This window comes from Paenibacillus sp. R14(2021), assembly GCF_019431355.1.
Classification (GTDB): domain Bacteria; phylum Bacillota; class Bacilli; order Paenibacillales; family Paenibacillaceae; genus Paenibacillus_Z.
This window is the reverse complement of record NZ_CP080269.1, coordinates 1,559,027-1,581,514: the sequence shown is the minus strand read 5'-3', so window position 1 is coordinate 1,581,514 and position 22,488 is coordinate 1,559,027. Positions and strand designations below refer to the sequence as shown.

The window sequence follows — 22,488 nt, the reverse complement described above, 5'->3', positions numbered from 1 at the left end:
AAATCACCTTTGTAAAAAAAGGAGCGCCTCGGTATGATGGGTTTGTCCACAACACATCAAGGAGGCGCTCTTATCATGAAGTTTAAACAATCAGACGTTCAAAATCAACGTATCGAACGAATTACCACCTCGCATCTAATTGTAGGGATCGACATGGCAAAGGAAACACATGTGGCACAGGCTACAAATTATCGTGGGATCGTACTGACGAATCGGCATCTATCATTCAGCAATACCATAGAGGGGTTTGAAAAGCTGCAGCGGTGGATGGAAGGTATTCAGCAAAAGCACCGTTTAGGCCATGTAATCATAGGCATGGAGCCGACAGGTCATTATTGGTGGAACCTGGCCAACTGGCTTACAAGTAAAGGGTTGCAAGTCGTCGTAGTTAATCCAGCAACGACAAAACGAAATAAAGAAAACCGTGACAACTGTCAATCGAAGAGTGACCCTAAAGATGCGCTCGTCATTGCAGATGTAGTAAGCCGAGGCTACTACTACGAACATACGAAACAGACCCACGTTTTTCAGCGGTTGCGGACCCTGATGAGCGATCGAGAATTTTGGGTTGCAAATAGCGTTCGGCTGCAAAATCGCATCATTCGGTGGCTGGATATTCGTTTCTCGGAGTACAGTTCGGTTTTTAAGGATTGGACCTGTAAACGTTCGATGGCTACACTGAAGGAATTACCTACGCCTCAGGATCTTGCAGGACGGTCAACACCGGAGATCATTTCGATGTGGAAAACACATATGCAGAGGGCAGGAGGCACTAACACAAAAGGCTGCTGAGCTCATTGCGCAAGCTAGGCGGAGTGTAGGAGACATTACAGCTTTAGCCGAAGCAAAGCAAGATTTTGTACGTCTAATCGCAGAGTTTGAACGAATTACAGAACTGTTAGCAGACATCGGAAAGCAGCTCCACGCATTGCTAGAGGAGATTCCCATGGCCGCTCAGCTCCGTTCTATTAAAGGCTTTGGTCCGATCTTCGTCGCGGCTATCCTGGCAGGTGCTGGTGACCTTAGACAGTATGCACATGGACGTCAGTTACTGCGCAAAGCCGGTCAGAATCTAGCAGAAAGTACATCGGGGAAAAGGAAAGGACAGATCGTCATCTCCAAACGGGGAGATTCCAGTCTGAGGAAATATCTGTATCTGGCGACCATTCAGCTCATCGGAATTAATCCGATCTTTCAAGAATTACATCAGCACAATGTTCAAAAAAAGCACATGAAGAAGCAACAGTCTGTCTTTAAGCTTGTAGGTAAGGTGGCACGAATTCTGATCGGTATGGTCCATCGAGCAGAAACATTTTCATCTGAAAAAGCCAGCCATCTCGTTTCACAAGCGGCTTAACGTATTGATCCGTCACGTATATTGACTCATTCGCGGGATTTTAACAAAGAAAGCACGGAGAACCGAGTTCCTGCCCAAAAAGGGCATAGACCCGTCCGCTAAACGCAATCGGTCTCCACACCTTGGATACGTATGACGATGGAATGTAAGGGCATAGACCCGTCGAGCCATGGGATGGTAAACACCAGGGCACTTGTGGAGTATGCGTGCAGTAGAGTGAACCGAAAAGGAATGGCTGAAGCGATTCCTCTGTTCCCGCATGTCCATATGCTGGACTGACGGCTCTCACCCTATGCTTTCCTCACCTTCATTACTAAACCAAGGTGATGAAATCCTGCGAATGAGTGAGGATATGTGAGATAAACCCTTAAAACCGAGGGACGGGCAGGTTAGTTGAACAAGGATTTTTCAAAAATACAAAATGGGTATCCTGGAAGATGAAAGGGGTAATTCAGCAAATAAAAGAAGTCCTCAAAGTATATAAATCTGAGGGCTACTTTGAGTACCAGTATGAACGATTTTATTAACTCTATTTGTATGGGATGCAAATAAGGAAAATCCGTTTGTCAGCGCCCAACTCCCCCTTGAAGTAAACTTGATGTTAAAAAGACTCCAACAGGAGGCAAGGCATTACTAATAATGGGAGATCCAGTGAGACTTGTATCGGTTGTAGCAAGCCAAGTTCCATACTCACCTGCTTGTAAAGAGGGAGGCTTCATAATAAGCCGTCCACTTAAAATAAAATGTCGAATTCTGATCGAGGGATCATCAAATATAGCTAAATTACCAGAATACGAGGCATAAGGTGAATCAACTCTTATTTGTTTGGTGCTTTCATCCCAATATCCATTAATTGGGATATCCCTGCCGCGAAAATTAACTGTACCAGTTACCCTGTTACCTGTAACAGAGTTGATGTTGAATGTGCCATAAACCACGGGTCTACCACCTACAGAAGCGTGGATACCCCACCGTGAGGGGGATGGTACACTAACCATGTTGATCCTCTCCTTATATTTAAAAAATAAGAAATACACAAATGAGACTTAATAAACTTAATAGCTGATATTGGAATGATGGGTTAGGTAATTCAGATATTTATTTACTACCCTGTTGAAAGGACGATTAAAGTATATGCATTAAGTATCAAATTGGGAATACAGAAATGTATAAAAACTCCATCACTATAGTTGGTAACATCCATACTTCGGGGTAATTAATCAATGGTGGATATTATTCAACCAAAGGATACGATAGCTAAGTAAACACGAAGAAACGGCAGCCAGCTTATGGCTGCCGTTTTCTCAACTAACGGGCAGAATAGTTCAATTAATTCTACAGAATGCCGCGGGGATTGAGTATTTTTAAAATCACAAATCAGACGTTATCTGCAAAGATTGCGTGTCAGGACGGAATGTTCATAGCGGTCTGAATATTTTTCAGATCGAGCTGAATTTGCTCCGGAATATGGTAGGGATGGTATAGGCCCCGCTGCATCATGTAGTTTGTTATCTTTTCATGGGAGTCTATAGCTTCGTCGAGCTGTTTCATCAAAATTTGCTTGATTTCGGGGGTGGCACATTCGGTCACGGCCATGGCGTAGTTTCTGACTCCGCTCTTGGCGTTCATCAAAAAATCCATTGCGATCACGTCGTCGGTCAGCGTATGAAGCCCTGTCAAGTGTTCTAATAGGGTGTTCATGTATCTATCTCCTTTAGGTTAGGGTCACTTTAGACAGCACTCCACCGAGCTCCTGAAGCTGCTGCTGTGATAATTGCACGTCTTGCTGCAAAATTTGCTTTAGCTCCGGGTCGGTTATCAGAGCTTGCATGGTTTTGGATTTGGTCATGCAAACGGTCTTGAACGCAGCCATTTCATGAACCTCCAGTATCTCATGCAAAGCGTAATTGGAATTCATTCGGATTGTCCTCCCAAGTATCTATCCATATTCAAGGCTTTAAGACGACTTTGATGCAATTGTCCGTTTTCGTATCGAACGCTTCATAGCCGCGCTTGGCCTCGCTAAGCGGAATGACGTGCGTAACAATGTCTCCAGGGTCCACTTTGCCGGACGTAACCAACTCGTACATATACGGCATGTAGTGAATGACCGGAGCTTGTCCGGAACGAATATTCACGTTACGCTGCATGATGTCGCCGAGCGGGAATCCGTTATAGCGTCCGCCGTATACCCCAGTGACTTGGATGGTCCCGCCTTTGCGGACAGCCTGTGACGCAATGATAAATGCGCTCATGGTGCCGCCTTGCAGTTTCAAACCGCTTGCTAGAAATTCGAGATCGCTCATCTTGCCGTCCATTCCTACCGCATCAATCACGACATCGGCGCCGCCTTTGGTCATTTCCTTGAGATTGTTGCCGATATTCTTATCCTGTTCGAAGTTTACGATTTCCACATGGTTCGTTCGCTTCGCATGCTGTAAGCGGTAATCGACATAGTCGACGGCGATGACCCGCTTTGCTCCTTTCAGCCAGCAGAATTTCTGTGCCAGAAGTCCGACCGGACCGCAGCCGAGCACGATGACCGTATCTCCATTCTTGACGCCGGCGTTATCTACGCTCCAGAATGCCGTCGTCATGGCATCGGCGATCAAGCTTAGCTTCTCGTCCGGTTGTTCGCAGTTCTCGGGAATCTTGAAGTGGGTAAAATTTGCAAACGGAACTCGTAAATACTCGGCTTGCCCGCCAGGGTATCCGCCGGTCGTTCCGGAGTAGCCGAAATATGCGCCCATATCCCCGTGTTCGTTTGAATTGTCGCATTGGCTTTCCAGCTGATTTTTGCAAAAAAAGCATTCCCCGCATGCGATGTTAAAAGGGATGATTACACGGTCGCCTTTCTTTACCTTGGTCACTCCAGGGCCTACTTCTTCTACGATCCCCATCGGTTCATGCCCGATGACATAGTTTTCCTGAAGGTTAGGGATCATCCCGTGAATCAGGTGAAGGTCCGAACCGCAAATGGCGGAACTAGTGACTCTTACGATCATATCGTCCGGTTTCACAATCTTCGGATCCGGCACCTCTTTCACCATGACATTTTTAATCCCTTGATACGTTACCGCCTTCATGCTTTATGTCCTCCAATATGTTCATCTGGGGTCCGATCAAACATCCCTTTACGCGACGTATCACCCGGGAACAAATTCATTTGACCGATCATTACCGTATTATTCGCTGAAAGCTGGTCGAGTTGGTACTGTTCGTTCAGCTCATAAGGATGGAACCATTTTTTGCGAATCATAAGCTCCGTGATTTCTTGGTGCAGTGCAATCCCCTGCATAAGATGATTGCGCAGCAGCGCTCTTACATCGGGAGAAGCCGTTTCCGTCAGGGCGATGGACAAATTTTGCACACCTTCCTTGGCACGAATAAGGAAGTCCATTGCAAATGTCATATCTGCCATCTCCGGCATATTTAATGAATTAATCGGGTCTAAATAATCGGTATTCATTTGCGTTCCCCTTTAATGTGTTATAGGTGTGGGGCTATTCGGAACATGCGTTTGGAAAGGAGCTCTTGCGTAGATTGCTTGCAGCTCGGCGATCTGTTGTGTGGATTGAATTACGTCTTTCTGCATTAACGCTTTTAGCTCTTGGTCAAAGACCAAGCCTTGCATAAGTTTTGACTTAGCGAGGCAGAGCGTTTTAAAGTTTAACGCTTCATGCAGTTCCATCGATTCGTGCGGCGCTAGCGTTGGCGTATTCATTGAGAAATGATCCCCTCCTTTTTTCATCAACGTTAGATTCTCCGACTCATCGGATCCTATACTAAAAATGATTGCCGGAAAAGTGGGGTCCGGATATTCCCATGCAGTCGCAGGAATATAAACAAAATATCAACCGCATACTTATTTCTGTTTAAATTAATGATCTTTTCTCAAGGGAGGAGGACTCGCTTTGCCCAATGAAAACAAAATTGATCTAGCAACCGTAAACGCAAGAAAACCGGCAGAAGGAACACTTAACTCGAGCGGCAATACGCTGGAGCAGCATGCATCTAACGCGGTTTCTGAGACGCAAACGGCTTTAAATCAGGCGATAAGCTCGATAAGTGAATCTAATGCGGCAACAAATTCACAAGCTTTGGAGACGGCCCGGCAGCAATTGACCCAAGCAGAGGAATTTTTAGATCAAGCGCAAACTTCAGCTAACGCATTACGTCTGCCAGACCAACAATAAAACGGTAGCTTGGTAGTGGCAGAAGCAGAGATTTGCCTTCTTTTTCGGATACAAGTGGAGTCAAGTTCAATAATGTCGAGGTATGGTCGTCTGTCTATGTAGAGCTGCGTATACTCTCCGCATGGGCAAATGACCTGCGTTGACGCTCGGAGCAACGGTTTTGAAGGCTTCTTCAAAATAATTCTGGGACTGGCCCACTGCACTACACCCTTTTGGGATAGCCCCTCTTTCTTCTGTTTTCCTAGGGGGCATAGCCCCACATTTAAGAACGTGTCGTACTGGCTGCGTTCTATTGTTTTGTCGTTTCCACTCGTGTCATGGTTCCGAAGTAGATCACGCAGAACACTCGAGTCATCAGGAATGTGAGGAAAATCGTAGCCGTCATCGGATAGGCCATATATTCATAGGTGAAGCTCGTCCAGCTAACGTCGACAAGCTCCCAAATGTACATAATCCACCAAGTCGGTATTTGCTGCTAGCAACCCGTCAATTAAGATGAGCAGTGAAATCCAGGCGGCAAAGTAAAAACATCGCACGAGGTCTAGTAGATGTAATAAAGACCGCTCGCAACAGGCGTCCACACCACTTTGAACGTAATATTCAAATCGTAAGCTTTGGGAAATTCACGCACGGGTAGGCCACCAAATCAAAGCGAACGAGCAGCATTTCTACCGTCCATACCACAGCCTGACACGCAAGAAAGCACAACACAAATTCATGAGCTTTTGCTCTTGGAACAAGAAAATAGATGGTGGTTATACGATGTCCATGGCCATAGCTTGTACAAGGAAGGAGGCTCCTATGTATAGTGTACTTCTTTTTATTCATACTTTCGTGGGCGGTGATTCTTAGGCAAAAACACAACACCGTTTACTCGTTGTCCGTCCTAGATACGAACTTGCGGGGTTCCCGTAAAATTATTTTATTATCCAGGCACTTGAACCACATTCAGCCATATAAATAGGTGATAGAAGTTCGAACCTGTTGAGGAGGATTTTATACAAGTGATGTTACCGAGTGAAAAGTATTTTGGTAAGTTTGAGGCGGTTTTTTTATTTTACGGAGCCATGCCTACAGGCGTTGCTGTTTCTGAAACCGGGCGTATTTTCATTTGCTTTCCGAAATGGGGAGACGACGTTAAATTTACAGTGGCTGAAATCGTTCACGATACATTACAGCCTTATCCTAGTTTAGACACTAATGTGGTAAGCCCATCGAATATCACATCGTCCTTCATTAGTGTCCAAAGTGTCGTTGCTGATGGAAATGGTACGCTTTGGGTACTGGATACAGGAGCTCCTAATTTCTCAGAACCCATCAAAGGGGGGGCGAAGTTAGTCGCTGTAGATTTAAATTCAAATACCATAAGAAGTGTATATACATTTACGGAAGATGTTGTCCTGCCGACCACTTATCTGAATGATGTCCGATTTGATTTTCGTGTTGGTAAAGCAGGTTATGCTTATATAACGGATTCGTCTTCCCGAGGACCAGGAGCCATTATTGTCGTTGATTTAGAAACCGGTTATGCCTGGAGACGGTTAAACGGGGCAAATGCAACTTCGCCTGATCTCTTTCTCTTACCGAAAGTTGAAGGTAAAATCCTGATGAATCGAAACAAAGACGGATCTACTTCACCCTTTAGATTGGCATCCGATGGTATAGCGATTTCCTCGGACGGCAAGATTTTGTATTTTTGTCCTCTCTCCAGTCGTCATCTGTATTCGATTTCAACGGAAGCCCTAAGAGACCGAACGATACCGGATATGAATTTACAGTGTCACGTGAAGTATTGGGGAGAAAAAGGTGCTTCAGATGGAATGATCACCGATGCAAAAGGAAACGTTTACGCTGGAGACTATGAAAACAATAGTATTCGAAAGATATTGCCGAATGGAATAATGGAAACCATCGGACATGATCCGAGGATTTTATGGCCGGATACTTTTTCTATTGGTCCAGATCAATACTTATATTTCATCGTGAACCAATTACATCGGCAGGCAAGATTTCATTATGGAGATGACCTGCGGCAGAAGCCTTATAGTTTACTCCGTATGAAAATAGACGAACCACCTGCTCCTACCTTTTGCTAAATATTTCGCTTTACAAAGTTGACTCTATTTGCATAGAAAATGTATTTTATGACTTTATAGTTATTAAGAATTTGGAGGCTGCCGCCCGGCAGCCTGTTCAGCTTAACGGGAGGCGTAAGGTCAATGAATATTTAACAACTGTATTCCAAACCCGGACCTTTCTATAGGCCGGGTTTGTTTCGTTTATAACGGCATTTTAAACGACCTTGCTATCGGGCAATAACAGTTGTAACAAAAAGATATATAAATTTATATTATTTTAATGATTAGTAGGACCTTACCTATAAAGGAGCAACTATACTTGATTCTCATCAAAAGTTTGGCATAGTTTATTCCATTTACGGAGCCAAGCCACCACAGATAGCCGTAGGCAGCATAGTCGGACCAGCCCTTGGATTGCTTTGTGAACGACGATTGCCGAAATGCAAGCGACGACTACGACCAGCTGCCTAGCTGCATCTTCTTAAAACTAACCGATATAGCATTGGGTGTAGTGTCACGTGACACTTCCCCTGTTAACTCCCAGTAGTTCAGTGAAATATTTTGGGAAACCTTAAACGAGTAGAGATATCAACACAATAGATATAGATTGCGCTCGGATAAACTGCACAAGCAATACTCAAGGCGGCTCGTCTTTTCCTAGCGATCGATGGATATACTTGTATTAACTTACTATACATAGGAGGAAGCTCATGGAAGACGAAAACAAAGTGATGATTAAAGTGAACGACAATGGATCACTTAGGGTAATAGGGCAGGTCGAGCTAGTGGATGCAGAAGGCAACCCGTTCGAGCACAAAGAATCGTTCTCGCTATGCCGGTGCGGAGGATCGGGCAACAAGCCGTTCTGCGACGGCACGCACAAGTCGATCAACTTTGAAAGTGCGCCGAGAGCGAAGAAGGACTAAGTCGGATATGATAGCACAGTGACATGAGGCTGCCGGCATAGGCAGCCTATCGTTCAATTAAGGAGTAGTTTGTTATTCCTTTGACGATCAGCCACAATCATTAGGTAATCGTCTTGTTTTTTAGAGATGATGTTTATCGAGAAATAGTTATAAGGGGAGAAATCGATGATGAAGGCTAAGAAACCAGTTAAGTTAATTGATTTAGTTGATGAAATTGAGATGCAAATGAATGATACTTTTACATATATAAATTCAGCAACAGGAGATGTTTTTACGCTCTCAAGAGAAGAAATTGGAGCGGCTGAAGATGAAATGCCATTCGAAAATTTTCCTGAATGGCAAAGAGAGAACATTGAAATAGCAAACCAGATTCTTGAAGATGAAGACGGCATCTTCGTCGACTTACATTAAAAAACGACTTTAATGGATATGAACTCATGGAAGATTTTATTGGGGCTTTAGAGGATGAAGAAATTCGAGTAAAACTGTTTGAAGAAATTCAAGGGCGAGGAGCATTCCGCAGATTCAAAGATAATATTATTGAACATGGTGTTGATAAACAATGGAATGACTACAAAGAAAGAAGGATAAAGGAATTAGTAATTGAATGGTGTAAGGGTCACGATATTGAAATTCAGATTTAAGCTAACATAGGTGTATTTTTATTCCAAGGTGATCTCACCAAGGCACTTGTGGAGTTTGCGAGCAGTAGTATTAGGCAGAAAGGAATGGCTGAAGCAATTCCTCTGTTCCGCATACCCAGATACTAGGCTAGCGCCATCCGCCCATAACTTTCTCCACCTCCATATCTAATCCAAGCTTATGAAATCCTGCGAATGAGTGAGCATATGTGAGATAAATCCTTAAAACCGAGGGACGGTCAGTTTTCTCCCTCAAGCCAAATGGTAAGTACCAGCCTCTCGTACAAAATTTTGCGGTATTCTGCCTTATTATCATCTTTGAGATCATTGGAATATTATCCAAAGAGCGGAGGATCCACGCTTTTACGTAGGACAGCTGGCGGACGCTAGCCGTAGAAATACGAGCGACCATCTAAAACACTTAAATTCTATTTAACTTCTCCAATGGAAGAAAGAGAAATTGAGGTCTTCATTGACGATTGTTAGTATCAATTTAGAAGAACGGCGGCATAAAAATCTGTGTCTTGTGTTATGTAATTGCCCAAGACAAATATATGGAGATGGATCTGATATTCGTGGATAAGATTTCGAAAAAGAAAAAGAGATGGCAGGCGGGGGCTGCCGCAGTCGCCCTTATGGTCGGAAGCACGTTAGTGTTCGCAACATCTGCTGCCGCGAGCACAACTACATTCTGGCAGCTTCTCAATGATAATGGCTCAGCGAGGACTAGCGAGGGGGCCGCTGCGGCCTACAATCAAGCAAGCAATGTAGATGCAACCGTTTATGTTTGGAGAGGAGCTACCAATAATAACATATATTTCCAGTCTGGTTATGGTGACGGTCGAAACGGAACGCCTGAGGCGTTTCCCAATACCTCTTCGGTAAACGAACCTTCCATCACTGCAGTACGAGACGGATGGATGATCCTGCATCGCGGATCGGATAACAGAATTTACTATACCACAAATGCCGGCCATGGTGGAAGTCACAGTATTAGCTCCTTCCCAGTATGGCAAGCTATTCAGGTGAACGGACAGTTTGAAACTACGAATGATACTCCTTCTGTAACCGCTACGCCTGACGGTAATGTTACTGTCGCGTACCGGGGGACAGACAGCAACCTATATTCAGTTGAAGGCCACTTCGATAGTGCGGGGGTTGTTGCTTGGAACAGCAACAGGGCTCTTTATAGATCCCCCGGTGTACGACAGTCGACAGCCTGGGGGCCAGCTGTTGTTTCATTGGCTAACGGTCACCAGTACATGTTCGGTAACTTACAAGACGCGGGACACGAGCCATTTTATATGACAAGGAGTAGCGCGTATACGGATTGGGAAGTAGCTCCCCGCGCAATCCCAGGAACAATCGCAGGATCTCTTCAGTATACCGTAGGTAGGGCAACTGCTGCTATTGGGAACACGTTTGAGGTAGGTTACCTTCAGGCCGACTACAACGGTCAGAGAATTCCAACCTCCGCCGAGGGATACAATGTGATGCGTACTGGTTATGACGCAGCAAGAGGGTGGGTTGGTTACTGGACTCCAGACGAACAAGGCTGGCGCACCAATGCGTCGTTTTCGATTGACTTGCTGGATGAAGGACACAGGGTCAGATATGGCGAGTTGCTGCATAGCGCGAATCTCGCCACGATAGATCGATTATATGTTGCCTACAAGGATATTCAGAATCTCGGTCGTTGACACAACAAGTACTTGCTTTTGCAGTAGGAGATATCCTACTGCCAGACTGTAGAAAACCCCTTGGTTTTTAAAAGGGCCTAAATTTCTCGAATGTTTCGTTTAAATGTGGTCCTCAGATCATTTTAAATCGATTTTTCTTCGACGAGACGAGAGCCAACCAAATAAAATAAAAGTGCCGAAAAGTCCGTTGAACTTTCTCGACACTCTGGCAGTAGGAGATATCCTACTGCTTTTTTGTTCTTCTTGAATAGAACAAATTTACTTTTAATTATAAAATAATAGACTACTATCCACCACTGTCGGGTGACATTCACTGGTCTCTTTGATGAAGGAGTAGTAACCGTTTTTCACCATATCGGCGATAACGAAGGCATCTTTGATGTCGCTTGTGGAGAGGATTCACCAACACGACCTCGAGTTATTTGCGGTCTTTGAGCCAGGCAGCAAGGCTGAGCCAGTAGTGGCCGGTTGGTTCCATGCCGATGATGGTGTCGCATAATTGGTGCGTTTCCTGCAAATATTTCATCCGCTGCAGCAGTAGGCAAAAGCACGTACACCATTGCCCAATTCAAGCCGAATAAGACCGATTCCAATCCGTCCACAACGGAAAACCATCTGCAGCGCAAGTTCACTCAGAACGAGCCCTATGCCGTTGTGGTGAGCGATTTGACGTACGTACGCGTTGCCGGCAAATGGCAGTATGTCTGCCTGTTTGTCGATCACGATTGACCTCATAAATGTTGTCCAGTTTTCTGTTGACAATCCAACGATCAATGAAACGGAAGTCGGGGAGATCGGGTTTAATGCGATATATGCGGGCTTACTGGGCGTTCCGTTGGTTCTCGTGACCGGAGACGACAAAGCTTCCGAAGAGACGAACGGAATTGTACCTGATGCGATTACAGGCATAGTCAAGCATGCATTGTCCAGAACTTCTGCGATTTGCCTATCGCTGGAGCAGAGTCGTAAGGAACTCGTAGCCAAAACCAAAGAAGCTATGGGGAAAATCAATCAGAGGTACACATCGAATTCATGCATAGCGGTCAGGCGGAAATCGCTTCGAGCATATCCGGTGTACGGAGATTTCCGGACAGTATCGTAGTCTCTTACGATGCCAAAGACGCCCTCACGCTCTACCGCACGATGGAGAGCATGGCGGCACTTGCGAACACGACAAGGTTTTTCTAACAAACGAGGATACCTTTATAGGTGTCCTCGTTTTTCGCTGTTAGAGAGATATAGAAAACCATATCATAGCTAAATAGCGATTTACGCTCCCTCGAAATGATTCGGTTTGTTCTGAGAAAATAAAGTATTAGACCGTGTAAATAAAGTTGTAGACTGCGGGCGGGCATTAAGCTAACGGGCAGGATAGTTCGAATGAACAAGAGGAAAATAATGGGTACATCCCGAATTAAATTACAATTACGAATATTAAGGAGACGACGCGAAATGAGTAATGCACAGATTGAAGTAGTTCAATTGGGAGAGAGAAAATATATCGGTATTGCGGTAACTTCTCCCTTGAAAAACGTTAAAGGTATTGATGAAGCACATCAACTTTTCATGGAAAGAAAAGATGAAATTCATGGCAAAGTTGACGAAAGCACTTATGTTTGTGTTCACTTTGCAAATGAAGTGTTATTCACTTATATCTATTGCATGGAAGTCACCGAACTACAACATATTCCAGAGGATATGATTGGTTTTGAAGTACCTAGTAACCGATATGTAAAAGTTCATTCAAATGGTGAAGAACCATATGGACTTATTGATACATATTTAAGAGACAAAGGAATGCAAAATAATTCAAATTCTGTTTCGTTTGAAGTGTTTGAGTTTGGAAATGAGGAAAGTAAGTATAATGCTGAAATCCTAGTTCCAGTTTCTGCATAAATCTACGGCAGCCGGCTTCAGAACGATCGGCTGTCGTCGTTGCGCTAACTGGGCAGTTTAACGTTAAATTTCAAAAGGAAATGAATAAGATTGAAACGAATATTAATAGGCAGGATTTCTCATTGATTTCTCGCATAATTTTAGGATTTCTTGGAGGTACTACATTGAAATTAATAACATTTTTATATGGGAGACCGTGTGAAAACGATGGTACATTTAGATCGAAATATTTTCGTTTTGTCTACTGGTTTTCTGTGGTGTTTTGTACACTCGCATTAGTAGCCGCAGTCGTATATTGCTTTTTTGATGTAGCCCTAGTCCGTTCCACCAGTATTTCTCTATTGGTCGTTCCAATCTTCGTAAGATTTGTTTATTCGATAAACTTAAACCTTCAAGGACTAAGACGAGAAAAATAATCAGCCAAATCTGCTTTTCTTTATTAAGTAAACGGGAAGAATGGTTCAATCCAATTACGAAGAAATGGTCCCTTCTTCAGGGTACATTAAGCTAACGGGTACTATAGTTGAATGGAGACGCAACGCCAGTCGGCCACACGATCGGCTGCTGTTTTTCATTAAACGGGAGGATAGTTTAATGAATTGGCGAAATTTAAATTATACTTACTTCGCGAGGGAATGAGGTGCTGTCATTAAAAAGTCTAATGATAATACAAAGTTAGAACCTACTATGCAAATGACGGGAAAAAGTATCACTTTTGACTTCCCATCAATTAGGATTGGTATTGCAGAGTATGAAGAAGGACCGACTGGTTGTACTGTATTTCATTTTCCCAATGAAGCAACTGCTGCAATAGATGTCAGAGGGGGATCACCTTCAACATTTACAACGGACAATCATAACTTGTTTGCTGGGGAACGAAAGCTTGATGCAGTTTGTTTTACAGGTGGATCCGTTCATGGGCTGGAAGCTACGTCTGGGGTAACATCAGCTTTATTGCAACTTAAAGAATATTCAACTAGTTGGATGCCTAAAGTAGTTGGAGCGACTATTTATGATTATGTAGACAGAGATAATGCTGTATATCCAGATAAGTTATTGGGTCAAAAAGCATTTGAGTCCGCCAAGAGCAACATTTTCCCTATTGGGAGACAAGGTGCTGGAAGATCTGCAATTGTAGGTAAAGGATTTCGACACTGGGAATATTCAGGACAAGGTGGAGCTTTTAAGGAAATTGGTCAAACGAAAATCGCTGCGTTTACAGTTGTGAATGCTATGGGTGCAATTCTCGGACGAGATGGACATGTTTTAAGAGGATATAAAGATGAATTAGGAAATAGAGAACCAATACAAAAAATGTTGAATGATTTGGAACAGAGCATTCAATTAAATGAAGAACAAAACACAACACTTACACTGGTTGTTACTAATCAAGTGTTACCTTCTGTGTACTTGCGACATTTATCTAAACAGATTCATACCTCAATGGCGAGAGCGATTTATCCTTTTCATTCTATATTTGATGGAGACGTTCTGTTTTTTGTTTCCACAAACGAGGTTGAGAATTCAAGACTTGATCCAGTACATTTAGGTTTATATGCATCTGAAGTTGTTTGGGATGCTGTATTAAATTGCTATTAATTGATTGGATAACTACGCTAACGGGGAACGTTAGTTGAACTCATCTGGGAGCAGTTTGCCGATGGCAGCCTGCTCCATTTTCGTTAAGCTAACGAGCAGGAGAGTGCGAATAGGTTATGGAATAAATATACAAACGTTACCGCATAAGGAGGTTGTAATATATGCCATTTCCAACGCACATCGTAGCCGCAGGTGGGTTTGTGGAAGACGGGCAAGGAAATATCCTATTAGTCAAAACTCGTGATGGTGGTTGGGTTTACCCTGGTGGACAAGTGGAAGTTGGAGAAAATCTCATGGATGCTTTGGTTCGTGAAATCAAAGAGGAAAGCGGAATTGACACAATGGTTAGCTACTTAATTGGTGTCTATTCGAATACAGGGATTTTTAAGTGGTATGATGGCGTGACTGATGTTCCCACGCAAGTTATGTTTGATTTCGTATGCAAACCCATTGGTGGGGAGTTGTTAGCTGTTACTGAAGAAACAACCGATAGCCGCTGGGTGGCGAAAGATAGAGTTCTTGATTTCATTACACATCCAGCTATTCGCACTCGCTATCAGGCTTTTCTGGAGTTTAACGGAACAGTAAATTACATGGAGTATGTAACGCACTCCGAGTTCATAATAAAACACCAAACATATATATCGAAGTAGATTGTTTCACGTTAACGAGGAACTAATAGTTCAATGAATAGGGGCATTTGCTGCGGCAGCCGCTCCCTGTTTTTTATTAAGGAGTTGATTAAATGAGGTATGTTGAAGATAGATTATATGCAGAGCAATTATTAAATGAAGCAGCAATATTAAATCCGGGAACTTGGGTTCAACACTCAATAAACGTGGCAAAAGCGGCGGAATATATAGCAATAGATTTACTAAAGGCTGGATACGAAATTGACCCAAATATAGCTTATACAAGTGGACTATTACATGATATCGGTCGGTATGTAGGTTTTACCTCATCAGTCATTCATTCACTGGATGGTTATTTATTTATGATTAATAAGGGCTTCGAGGGAACAGCTAATGTTTGCGTTACGCATGAAATTCCATCAACGATCTTAGAGGCAATTAACGGTTGGAATGAAATCCCCTTGCACGTACAAATACAATTAAGTGAGATACTAAATCAAATTGAATGGAATATCTATGACAAACTAATTAGATTATGTGATGCATTAGCAGACGATAAGGGATTTTCAACAATAGAAAAGCGAATTGTATCGGCTGCCATTAGAAATGGAATCACTTCTAATTCACCAATTTCATGGAAAAACTATTTCACTATTAAGCAAGAAATTGAAAATATGATTCACAAATCAATTTACAGGTTGCTTCCTAATATTGAGGAATCTATATATACCGATATGGCGTTAATAGGAACAGTAAGTACAAAAAATAATCAAACTTAGAACTGCGATATAAGCACTCCTTCATTCAACTAACGGGCAGCATTCCTATTATGAAGAAATATGAGGTTTGAGAAATAAAAAGACTCCTTGGTATGATGTTAATGGGTCCACGACGCTGGCCGGCTGAACGGATCCCAAAAACAAACCAAGGAGAATACAACATGAATATTAATCAAAATGAACGAATTAATCAAATCACATCTTCTACCTTAATTGTCGGTGTAGACATCGCAAAGTTCAAACATGTGGCTCGCGCACAAGACAACCGCGGAGTCGAGTTCGGGAAGCCAATTACGTTTGAAAATACCCAGGCAGGATTCGAGTTGTTTGTGAGCTGGTTCAAGAAGATCTTTACAGAACAAGGTTTCCAAGACGTCATGGTAGGCATGGAACCAACCGGTCACTACTGGCTGAACCTTGCTCATTTCCTTAGAGAAAAGCAAGTTAAGTACGGCGTTGTGAATCCGCTGCACGTGAAAAAGAGCAAAGAGTTAGACGACAACTCTCCAACTAAAAATGACATTAAGGATGCGAAAGTCATTGCACAGCTGGTCAAAGACGGGAGATACGCCGTTCCAAGCCTTCCGCAGGGCATTTATGCAGAATTGAGGGAAGCGATGAAGATTCGCGATCACCTAACGACTGACCTTTGTGTGGTCCAAGCGCGTGTCCATAACTGGCTAGATCGGTACTTTCCAGAGTTTCTAACGGTATTTAAGGATTGGGAATGCAAGTCTGCCATCCAAATGCTGAGCCTCTATTTACTGCCATATGAGCTTGTGAACGTACCGGATAAAACCTTGCTGCAGCACCTGAGAGAGGTGGCAAAGCGAGGACTTGGCCTAGGTCGGATCAAGAATTTGAAGGAAGCAGCGTGTCGTTCAGTAGGCATAAGAACGGGCTCGGAGTTAGCGAAAATGGAGCTAAGCTCTTGCTTACCCAGTACGAATGGCTTCATAACAAGCTCGAAGAGTTGGGAGCAAGATTGAATGAATTACTCATACAGATTCCTCATGTGCAGCAATTGCTGGCCATTAAAGGGATTGGAAGAGACACCATCGCAGGATTCCTTGCGGAGGTAGGTGACATTAGCCAGTACCGTCATCCCAAACAGATTACGAAGCTAGCTGGATTGAATTTGAAAACGAACTCATCTGGTACACATACAGGACAGACCAAGATTACAAAGAGAGGCCGAAAACGCCTTCGCGCCTTACTCTTTAGAGTAATGATGCCGTTGGTCGCTAAAAACGCCGCCTTCCGTGCCTTGCACGAGTACTACACCAAACGGTCGATAAATCCGCTCAAAAAGATGCAATCTCTCATCGCGTTGTGTAACAAACTCATACGGATCCTGTTCGGTATATTGAAGAAGGGACATGAGTTCAGTGAAGAGAAAATGATGCAGGATATCCCTCGATTCGTAGAATTACCGCAAGCAGCTTAATTGAACGTTTTTCTTTTGACTTAGTAATGAAAGAAGCAGATAACAAGAAGCACGGATGAGTCGGAACGGCACTAACATACGGACGAAGATCCTGTCGGGCAGCATATCTGACCTCCACCTCATGGACAGGTTGAATGAAGGAATGTGGGAGCGTAGACTCTGCGAGATGTGGGAGGGTTGACCGCCATGAGCTTATGTGGAGATCCAAAGGTGCAACCATATTTTACCGAAGCAACCACTTTTTTCGGTGAGTGGTCTAGGTAGAGGCTTTTTTGCGCCTTAACCAGCCCCATAAATTTCTTCATCTACAACTTCATTCCAATGATCTGTTATCTGCGAAGATGAACACTTGGTCAAAATCTAAGAAAACGAGAGCATTTAAGAGAAAAGCGATTCTCCATAGAGGGAGATTAACGCAATAATATGTATTTATGAAAGCCATTTTACTGTAATATTTGGTTACCGATATTTTTACGGGAGGAGGTTGAAAATTTCTTGCAACACCTAACGCTTGAACTAATAAAGAACGAAGTAAACGAATTGGCTAAGAAGATACAAGCCCCCAGTAGTCTTTTGCCGACATTCGGAGGTACTGAGGATGGTGCAAGACCTCATATTGAGGTCGGTAATCGAGGGTTCCACTATGTTGTGGTTGAGAGAGGAAATGAAATTGAACGGAAAACTACCTCTAATAAAGATCAATTGATTTATTGGATTTTTAACTCAGTTACATTTTCTATGGCATGTGAATATGAACTACGTAATCGTATCCCCAATCAAGACTTCCGCAGACTGTTATTCAAAAGGCAAATTGAACTAATGAGAGATGTTAAACCTGATTTTGCTAAAGAATTAGAAATGGAAAAGCAGAGAATATTGATAAATCATCCTTATAGGGATGAAGTTTGAATTACGAACGGGCAGGATACAGGATACCGCCATTACTTTATAAATGGCCGCCAATTATTTTAGACAAATTTCAACAGCTTTTTCGTTTTCTTTGGCATATACTTGTGAATAGTCCGCTTTGTTAGGGCATAATGTTTAAACTTTGGAGGTTGAGATTAATGGAAACAGGTACAGTCAAATGGTTTAATGCGGAAAAAGGGTTTGGCTTCATTCAAAGGGAGACCGGCGACGATGTATTCGTTCATTTTTCTGCGATTCCAGGCGAAGGGTATAAATCTTTGGACGAAGGGCAACGTGTTGAATTCAATGTTGTTAAGGGCCAACGAGGACCTCAAGCCGAGAATGTTGTAAAACTGTAATACATAAATCAAGCCTGGACTTGACGAAATGTCAAGGAACAGGCTTTTTATTATTAATTACCCAAAAAGTTAGTGAACCTCCTCGGTACGATTCCGTTTTCTCACGAATGCCCGCTTATTCGCAGGATCTCTTCAGTGGATAAAATGGCTTTCCGGATAGAAGAGGGGATGACTGTCAAGTAACCGAAGGGTATGCGCGAACAGAAAGGGTGAGTTTTCGCTCCTTTTTTACTGCTCTGTTGCACGCTGCTCCACGTACCCCCGTAAGCTTTCATTTCTCGAGGGATTGATGCGCTTTCATTCCTTCGTTACGCCTATCCGGTGGGCGGAGGCCGGTTATCCTAACGGTGACCACAAAGAGTAAGTGGAAGCCAGGATCCATGGCGTTCCGAATGACTTGGACATAATTTGCACTAGACCAGGATGAGCCTATTCTGACTCGCAACACGAATTCTCCTTGTCATTCCAAATATCATGAGCTATAGTAAAACTAATTTAATAGACTACGGGTGCTGGATGGAATCCGGCTGAGATAGGGAATGTTGTTTCCCTGACCGTTAATCTGAACCAGGTAATGCTGGCGTAGAGAACGTATCGAATTCAAACCATTCGTTTATTCTCGAATGGTTTTTTCTATTGTTCATGCCCGCTGCCTAAGCGAAGGAGCACATACGATGGATACTTTGATTGCACGCATGCAGCACCAGGTGGAGGAAAGACAGGATGAGTTAATTGCTCTCGTGGCTAAACTCGTTGCTTTTCCGACGGTAAGCCCGCCAGCGCGAAATACGTTAGAAGCGCAGCAGTTTCTGGAGCGGCAGCTCCAAGCGAGCGGCTTCGAGACAGAGCTGTGGGAGGTATATCCCGGCGACCCGAACGTAACCGCGGTGAAACGCGGCACTCAGGGAGGCAAGTATCGAAGCTTGCTGCTGAACGGCCATATGGATGTCGCCGAAGTCGGGGACGCGCAGGATTGGCAGAACGATCCGTTCGCATTGACGTTGAAGAACGGCCGGGCGTACGGCAGAGGCACAGCGGATATGAAAGGCGGGCTGGCTGCTCTGCTGTTCGCGGTGAAACTGCTGGAAGAGTCGGGAATCCAACTTAAGGGGGATCTACTATTGCATTCGGTCATCGGCGAAGAGGCCGGTGAAGCGGGCACCCGGGCTTGCATGGAGCGGGGGTATAACGCGGATCTTGCCGTGGTGGCGGATACGAGCGGACTGGCCATTCAAGGACAGGGTGGTGTCATCACTGGTTGGGTAACTGTGCAAAGTCCGATGACCTACCATGACGGGATGCGATCACGAATGATTCACGCGGGCGGCGGTGTTCAAGGCGCCAGCGCGATCGAGAAGATGGCCAAGCTGATAGCCGGCCTTCAGGAGTTGGAGAGACACTGGGCCGTGACCAAATCCTATCCGGGCTTCCCTGCAGGTTCGAACACGATCAATCCCGCCGTTATCGAGGGAGGCCGTCATGCGGCGTTCATCGCGGATCGATGCGCCCTCTGGATTACGGTGCACTTTTATCCGAACGAGGATTATGAAACGGTTGCCGCTGAGATCGAGGAGCATCTGCTCGGTGTCGCCCAAGGCGATCCATGGCTGAGAAATCATCCGCCTACTTTCCTCTGGGGAGGCCGGTCAATGATCGAGGAGCGAGGAGAAATCTTTCCGTCCCTGGAGCTGGTTCCAGATGGCGAAGGGCTCAAGAGCTTGGCCGACATTCACCGGCAAGTGCGGGGCACAGCGCCGAGCGTCGGCATGAGCCCGTCCGTTACGGATGCAGGCTGGATCGGGCGGGCAGGCATTCCGACGCTGATCTATGGTCCGGGCGAGCTCGCGCATGCGCATGCCGTAGATGAAAACGTGGATATGAGAGAGCTGATCGATTATACAAAGATCATGATCGCCTTCATCGCCGACTGGTGCAACCGGATGAAGCCAGAATTTACAGAAGAATTGAGCCATCTATGAATGGAGGGGAAATCATTGAGTCGATTTAGCGAAAGGTTGTATCGTTCCGTGAAGGAAATATGGGCGAAGAGCCATGATCATCCATTCTTGACGGAATTACGTGACGGGACGCTGGATACCGTACGCTTCATCTATTATCTCAAGCAGGACTATGTCTATCTGATCGATTATGCCAAGGTATTCGCCATGGGCAGCCTGAAGGCCAGAGACTTGGAAACAATATCCAAATTCGCCGAGCTGCTTCATTCCACGCTGAACGTTGAAATGGAGCTTCACCGGCAATATGCGGCCCGCTTCGGCATCGCGCGCGATGAACTGGAGCAAACGTTCCCTTCACCGACCACCGTCGCGTATACCAAGTATTTGCTAGATACCGCTGCGCAGGGAGCGCTGTCCGACGTGGTGGCCGTCCTGCTTCCGTGCATGTGGAGCTATCGGGAGATCGGGGTTGCTTACATGAAGATTCCTGGCGCATTGGACCATCCGCTGTACCGAGAATGGATCTTGATGTATAGCTCCGAGGAGTTCGGCGCGCTTACCGATTGGTGCATTGCTCTAATGGATCGACTCGCGGAAGGGCTGCCTGAACGAGAGCTTGCGCAGCTGGAGGAACGCTTCATGGTCGCTTCCAAGCTGGAATACATGTTCTGGGATATGGCCTATCGGCTGGAGGCTTGGCCGGTGTGAATATAGCTCATGTAAAAAAATAGCCAGAAGTGTTATCGATGTTCGGGATAGACTGGCGTGCTGTTACATTCGGCCATGGGCGTGTTGTCATGGAAGCTATACTACAGTTCATTAAAGGAGCGTTACAATGAATGTTCAACGATCGAAAAAAGGCGCATGGCTGGCTACGGTTCTAGCCTTGGCCATCTTCGCAGCCGTCGGCTGCGGCTCCGAATCAGGCAAGCAGGCGGAGGGTGATGAAACCGAGTTGACCGTGCTGCTTGACTGGTATCCAAATGCGGTGCATACCTTCTTGTATGCCGCCGAGGAGCAGGGATATTTCAAGGATGCGGGCTTGAAAATCAAGTTGCAGACGCCAGCGGATACGAACGACGCACTGAAGCTTGTTGCGGCCGGTAAAGCCGATCTGGCGCTCAGTTATCAAATGCAGGTCGCGATATCGCGTGCCGAAGACATTCCGATTGTATCGATCGGCGCCATCGTTCGCCATCCGCTTAATCAACTGCTGGTGCTGGGATCGCCAGACATTCATAGTCCGAAGGATTTGGTCGGGAAGAAAATCGGATACCCGTCTATTCCACTCGACGAGGCGATCGTCAATACGATGGTGAAATCGGACGGCGGAGATCCTTCGAAGGTTACACAAGTGGATGTCGGCTGGGACCTGATTCCGGCGATGAGTACCAAGAAGGTGGATGCGATCATCGGGGGCTATGTGAACCATGAGAAACTGCTTCTCGAGAAGGAAGGTGAGAAGCTCATTGCCTTCGATCCTTCCGAGTATGGCGTTCCGGATTACTACGAGCTTGTTCTGACGGCTAGCGAAGACGGACTGAAGAACAACGGTGCCGCGATCAAGAAGTTCATGGAGGCAGCCGCCAAAGGACAAGCGTATACCGCGAGCCATCCGGATGAAGCGCTGCAACTGCTGCTAGATGGGCAAAGTGATGAGTTTCCGCTCGACGCCGATATCGAAAAAAAGAGCTTGGCGATTCTGCTCCCGATGATGGACGCGGGAAAGGAGCCTTTCGGTATCCAAACTGAACAGTCTTGGCGCTCGATTATCGATTGGCTGAAGGAAAAGAGGCAATTGAGCAAGGACGTCAATCCATCGGACGCATTCCGCAATCTATAAGAGATGGTATAATTAAACAGCCTGCCGGCGTGATCCGGCAGGCTGTTCAACTAACGGGCAGGATAGTCCGTAAGAACAGGTTGGGATATGCGTGAGAATTGTAATGTTTGTTGTTTTGTTAATTTGCTTCATTATGACAGGATGCAAGAGAGATGATTTAAAAATTAC

The 22,488-nt window shown here is 44.9% G+C and carries 24 protein-coding genes, 2 pseudogenes and 1 riboswitch; of the genes and pseudogenes, 19 read left to right on the top strand and 7 right to left on the bottom strand.

What is annotated here, in order from left to right; all coding sequences use genetic code 11:
- Nucleotides 1-75 precede the first annotated feature (75 nt).
- Nucleotides 76-1,357, top strand: a pseudogene (locus KXU80_RS07600) (IS110 family transposase).
- Nucleotides 1,358-1,923: 566 nt separating this feature from the next.
- On the opposite strand, the gene KXU80_RS07595 reads toward KXU80_RS07600, so the two are convergent.
- The 6 genes from KXU80_RS07595 to KXU80_RS07570 form a co-directional block, all read right to left on the bottom strand.
- Nucleotides 1,924-2,355, bottom strand: a complete 432-nt coding sequence (locus KXU80_RS07595) for a hypothetical protein (RefSeq protein ID WP_219837624.1) — start codon at nucleotides 2,353-2,355, stop codon at nucleotides 1,924-1,926.
- A 406-nt stretch (nucleotides 2,356-2,761) separates the two neighbouring features.
- Nucleotides 2,762-3,058 (bottom strand): spore coat protein, encoded by a 297-nt coding sequence (locus KXU80_RS07590; protein ID WP_127462733.1) that lies wholly within the window; start codon nucleotides 3,056-3,058, stop codon nucleotides 2,762-2,764.
- A gap of 13 nt (nucleotides 3,059-3,071) precedes the next feature.
- Complete coding sequence (locus tag KXU80_RS07585; protein ID WP_219837623.1) at nucleotides 3,072-3,275, bottom strand: hypothetical protein; 204 nt, start codon at nucleotides 3,273-3,275, stop codon at nucleotides 3,072-3,074.
- A 31-nt stretch (nucleotides 3,276-3,306) separates the two neighbouring features.
- Nucleotides 3,307-4,443 carry a zinc-dependent alcohol dehydrogenase gene (locus tag KXU80_RS07580; RefSeq protein WP_219837622.1) on the bottom strand — a complete coding sequence of 379 codons (1,137 nt, stop codon included), beginning with the start codon at nucleotides 4,441-4,443 and terminating at the stop codon, nucleotides 3,307-3,309.
- Nucleotides 4,440-4,826, bottom strand: a complete 387-nt coding sequence (locus tag KXU80_RS07575) for a spore coat protein (protein ID WP_219837621.1) — start codon at nucleotides 4,824-4,826, stop codon at nucleotides 4,440-4,442. Before KXU80_RS07575 ends, KXU80_RS07580 begins: the two co-directional genes overlap by 4 nt.
- A gap of 12 nt (nucleotides 4,827-4,838) precedes the next feature.
- Nucleotides 4,839-5,081, bottom strand: a complete 243-nt coding sequence (locus tag KXU80_RS07570) for a spore gernimation protein GerQ (protein ID WP_219838920.1) — start codon at nucleotides 5,079-5,081, stop codon at nucleotides 4,839-4,841.
- A gap of 190 nt (nucleotides 5,082-5,271) precedes the next feature.
- Between KXU80_RS07570 and KXU80_RS07565 the strand changes: the two genes are divergently transcribed.
- From KXU80_RS07565 to KXU80_RS07540, 6 genes are all read left to right on the top strand, one after another.
- The gene (locus KXU80_RS07565) at nucleotides 5,272-5,553 is read left to right on the top strand and encodes a hypothetical protein (RefSeq protein ID WP_219837620.1); all 282 of its coding nucleotides are present in this window, start codon (nucleotides 5,272-5,274) and stop codon (nucleotides 5,551-5,553) included.
- Between the two features lie 1,007 nt (nucleotides 5,554-6,560).
- Nucleotides 6,561-7,649 carry an L-dopachrome tautomerase-related protein gene (locus KXU80_RS07560; protein ID WP_219838919.1) on the top strand — a complete coding sequence of 363 codons (1,089 nt, stop codon included), beginning with the start codon at nucleotides 6,561-6,563 and terminating at the stop codon, nucleotides 7,647-7,649.
- A gap of 692 nt (nucleotides 7,650-8,341) precedes the next feature.
- Nucleotides 8,342-8,557 (top strand): CDGSH iron-sulfur domain-containing protein, encoded by a 216-nt coding sequence (locus KXU80_RS07555; RefSeq protein WP_219837619.1) that lies wholly within the window; start codon nucleotides 8,342-8,344, stop codon nucleotides 8,555-8,557.
- Between the two features lie 165 nt (nucleotides 8,558-8,722).
- On the top strand, nucleotides 8,723-8,968 hold the full coding sequence (locus KXU80_RS07550; protein ID WP_219837618.1) for a hypothetical protein: 246 nt from the start codon (nucleotides 8,723-8,725) through the stop codon (nucleotides 8,966-8,968).
- A 26-nt stretch (nucleotides 8,969-8,994) separates the two neighbouring features.
- Entirely contained in the window at nucleotides 8,995-9,201 is a 207-nt protein-coding gene (locus KXU80_RS07545) for a UPF0158 family protein (protein WP_219837617.1), read from the top strand.
- A gap of 572 nt (nucleotides 9,202-9,773) precedes the next feature.
- Nucleotides 9,774-10,898, top strand: a complete 1,125-nt coding sequence (locus KXU80_RS07540; RefSeq protein ID WP_219837616.1) for a PLL family lectin — start codon at nucleotides 9,774-9,776, stop codon at nucleotides 10,896-10,898.
- A 522-nt stretch (nucleotides 10,899-11,420) separates the two neighbouring features.
- Here the strand turns inward: KXU80_RS07540 and KXU80_RS07535 are convergent.
- Nucleotides 11,421-11,621 carry a hypothetical protein gene (locus KXU80_RS07535; RefSeq protein ID WP_219837615.1) on the bottom strand — a complete coding sequence of 67 codons (201 nt, stop codon included), beginning with the start codon at nucleotides 11,619-11,621 and terminating at the stop codon, nucleotides 11,421-11,423.
- Between KXU80_RS07535 and KXU80_RS28405 the strand changes: the two genes are divergently transcribed.
- The 12 genes and pseudogenes from KXU80_RS28405 (at nucleotide 11,599) to KXU80_RS07475 (ending at nucleotide 22,320) form a co-directional block, all read left to right on the top strand.
- Nucleotides 11,599-12,000 carry a M55 family metallopeptidase gene (locus KXU80_RS28405; RefSeq protein WP_374987758.1) on the top strand — a complete coding sequence of 134 codons (402 nt, stop codon included), beginning with the start codon at nucleotides 11,599-11,601 and terminating at the stop codon, nucleotides 11,998-12,000. The genes KXU80_RS07535 and KXU80_RS28405 overlap by 23 nt on opposite strands.
- Entirely contained in the window at nucleotides 11,931-12,086 is a 156-nt protein-coding gene (locus KXU80_RS07525; protein ID WP_219839288.1) for a hypothetical protein, read from the top strand. Before KXU80_RS28405 ends, KXU80_RS07525 begins: the two co-directional genes overlap by 70 nt.
- Before the next feature lie 264 nt (nucleotides 12,087-12,350).
- A complete protein-coding gene (locus KXU80_RS07520) occupies nucleotides 12,351-12,794 on the top strand; it encodes a GyrI-like domain-containing protein (RefSeq protein ID WP_219837613.1) in 444 nt (147 codons plus the stop codon).
- A 687-nt stretch (nucleotides 12,795-13,481) separates the two neighbouring features.
- Entirely contained in the window at nucleotides 13,482-14,393 is a 912-nt protein-coding gene (locus tag KXU80_RS07515; RefSeq protein ID WP_219837612.1) for a P1 family peptidase, read from the top strand.
- A 161-nt stretch (nucleotides 14,394-14,554) separates the two neighbouring features.
- Nucleotides 14,555-15,046 carry an NUDIX hydrolase gene (locus KXU80_RS07510; protein ID WP_219837611.1) on the top strand — a complete coding sequence of 164 codons (492 nt, stop codon included), beginning with the start codon at nucleotides 14,555-14,557 and terminating at the stop codon, nucleotides 15,044-15,046.
- A gap of 92 nt (nucleotides 15,047-15,138) precedes the next feature.
- Nucleotides 15,139-15,804 carry an HD domain-containing protein gene (locus KXU80_RS07505; RefSeq protein ID WP_219837610.1) on the top strand — a complete coding sequence of 222 codons (666 nt, stop codon included), beginning with the start codon at nucleotides 15,139-15,141 and terminating at the stop codon, nucleotides 15,802-15,804.
- A 161-nt stretch (nucleotides 15,805-15,965) separates the two neighbouring features.
- Nucleotides 15,966-17,251, top strand: a pseudogene (locus KXU80_RS07500) (IS110 family transposase).
- 495 nt (nucleotides 17,252-17,746) lie between these two features.
- The gene (locus KXU80_RS07495; protein WP_219837609.1) at nucleotides 17,747-18,160 is read left to right on the top strand and encodes an Imm63 family immunity protein; all 414 of its coding nucleotides are present in this window, start codon (nucleotides 17,747-17,749) and stop codon (nucleotides 18,158-18,160) included.
- A gap of 158 nt (nucleotides 18,161-18,318) precedes the next feature.
- On the top strand, nucleotides 18,319-18,519 hold the full coding sequence (locus tag KXU80_RS07490; RefSeq protein WP_219837608.1) for a cold-shock protein: 201 nt from the start codon (nucleotides 18,319-18,321) through the stop codon (nucleotides 18,517-18,519).
- Between the two features lie 495 nt (nucleotides 18,520-19,014).
- Nucleotides 19,015-19,126, top strand: a riboswitch (TPP riboswitch).
- Between the two features lie 67 nt (nucleotides 19,127-19,193).
- Complete coding sequence (locus KXU80_RS07485; protein WP_219837607.1) at nucleotides 19,194-20,498, top strand: acetylornithine deacetylase; 1,305 nt, start codon at nucleotides 19,194-19,196, stop codon at nucleotides 20,496-20,498.
- 15 nt (nucleotides 20,499-20,513) lie between these two features.
- Nucleotides 20,514-21,185: a thiaminase II gene (tenA, locus tag KXU80_RS07480; RefSeq protein WP_258171310.1), complete on the top strand. Its 672-nt coding sequence runs from the start codon at nucleotides 20,514-20,516 to the stop codon at nucleotides 21,183-21,185.
- 127 nt (nucleotides 21,186-21,312) lie between these two features.
- Complete coding sequence (locus tag KXU80_RS07475) at nucleotides 21,313-22,320, top strand: ABC transporter substrate-binding protein (RefSeq protein ID WP_219837605.1); 1,008 nt, start codon at nucleotides 21,313-21,315, stop codon at nucleotides 22,318-22,320.
- The last annotated feature ends 168 nt before the right edge of the window (nucleotides 22,321-22,488 follow it).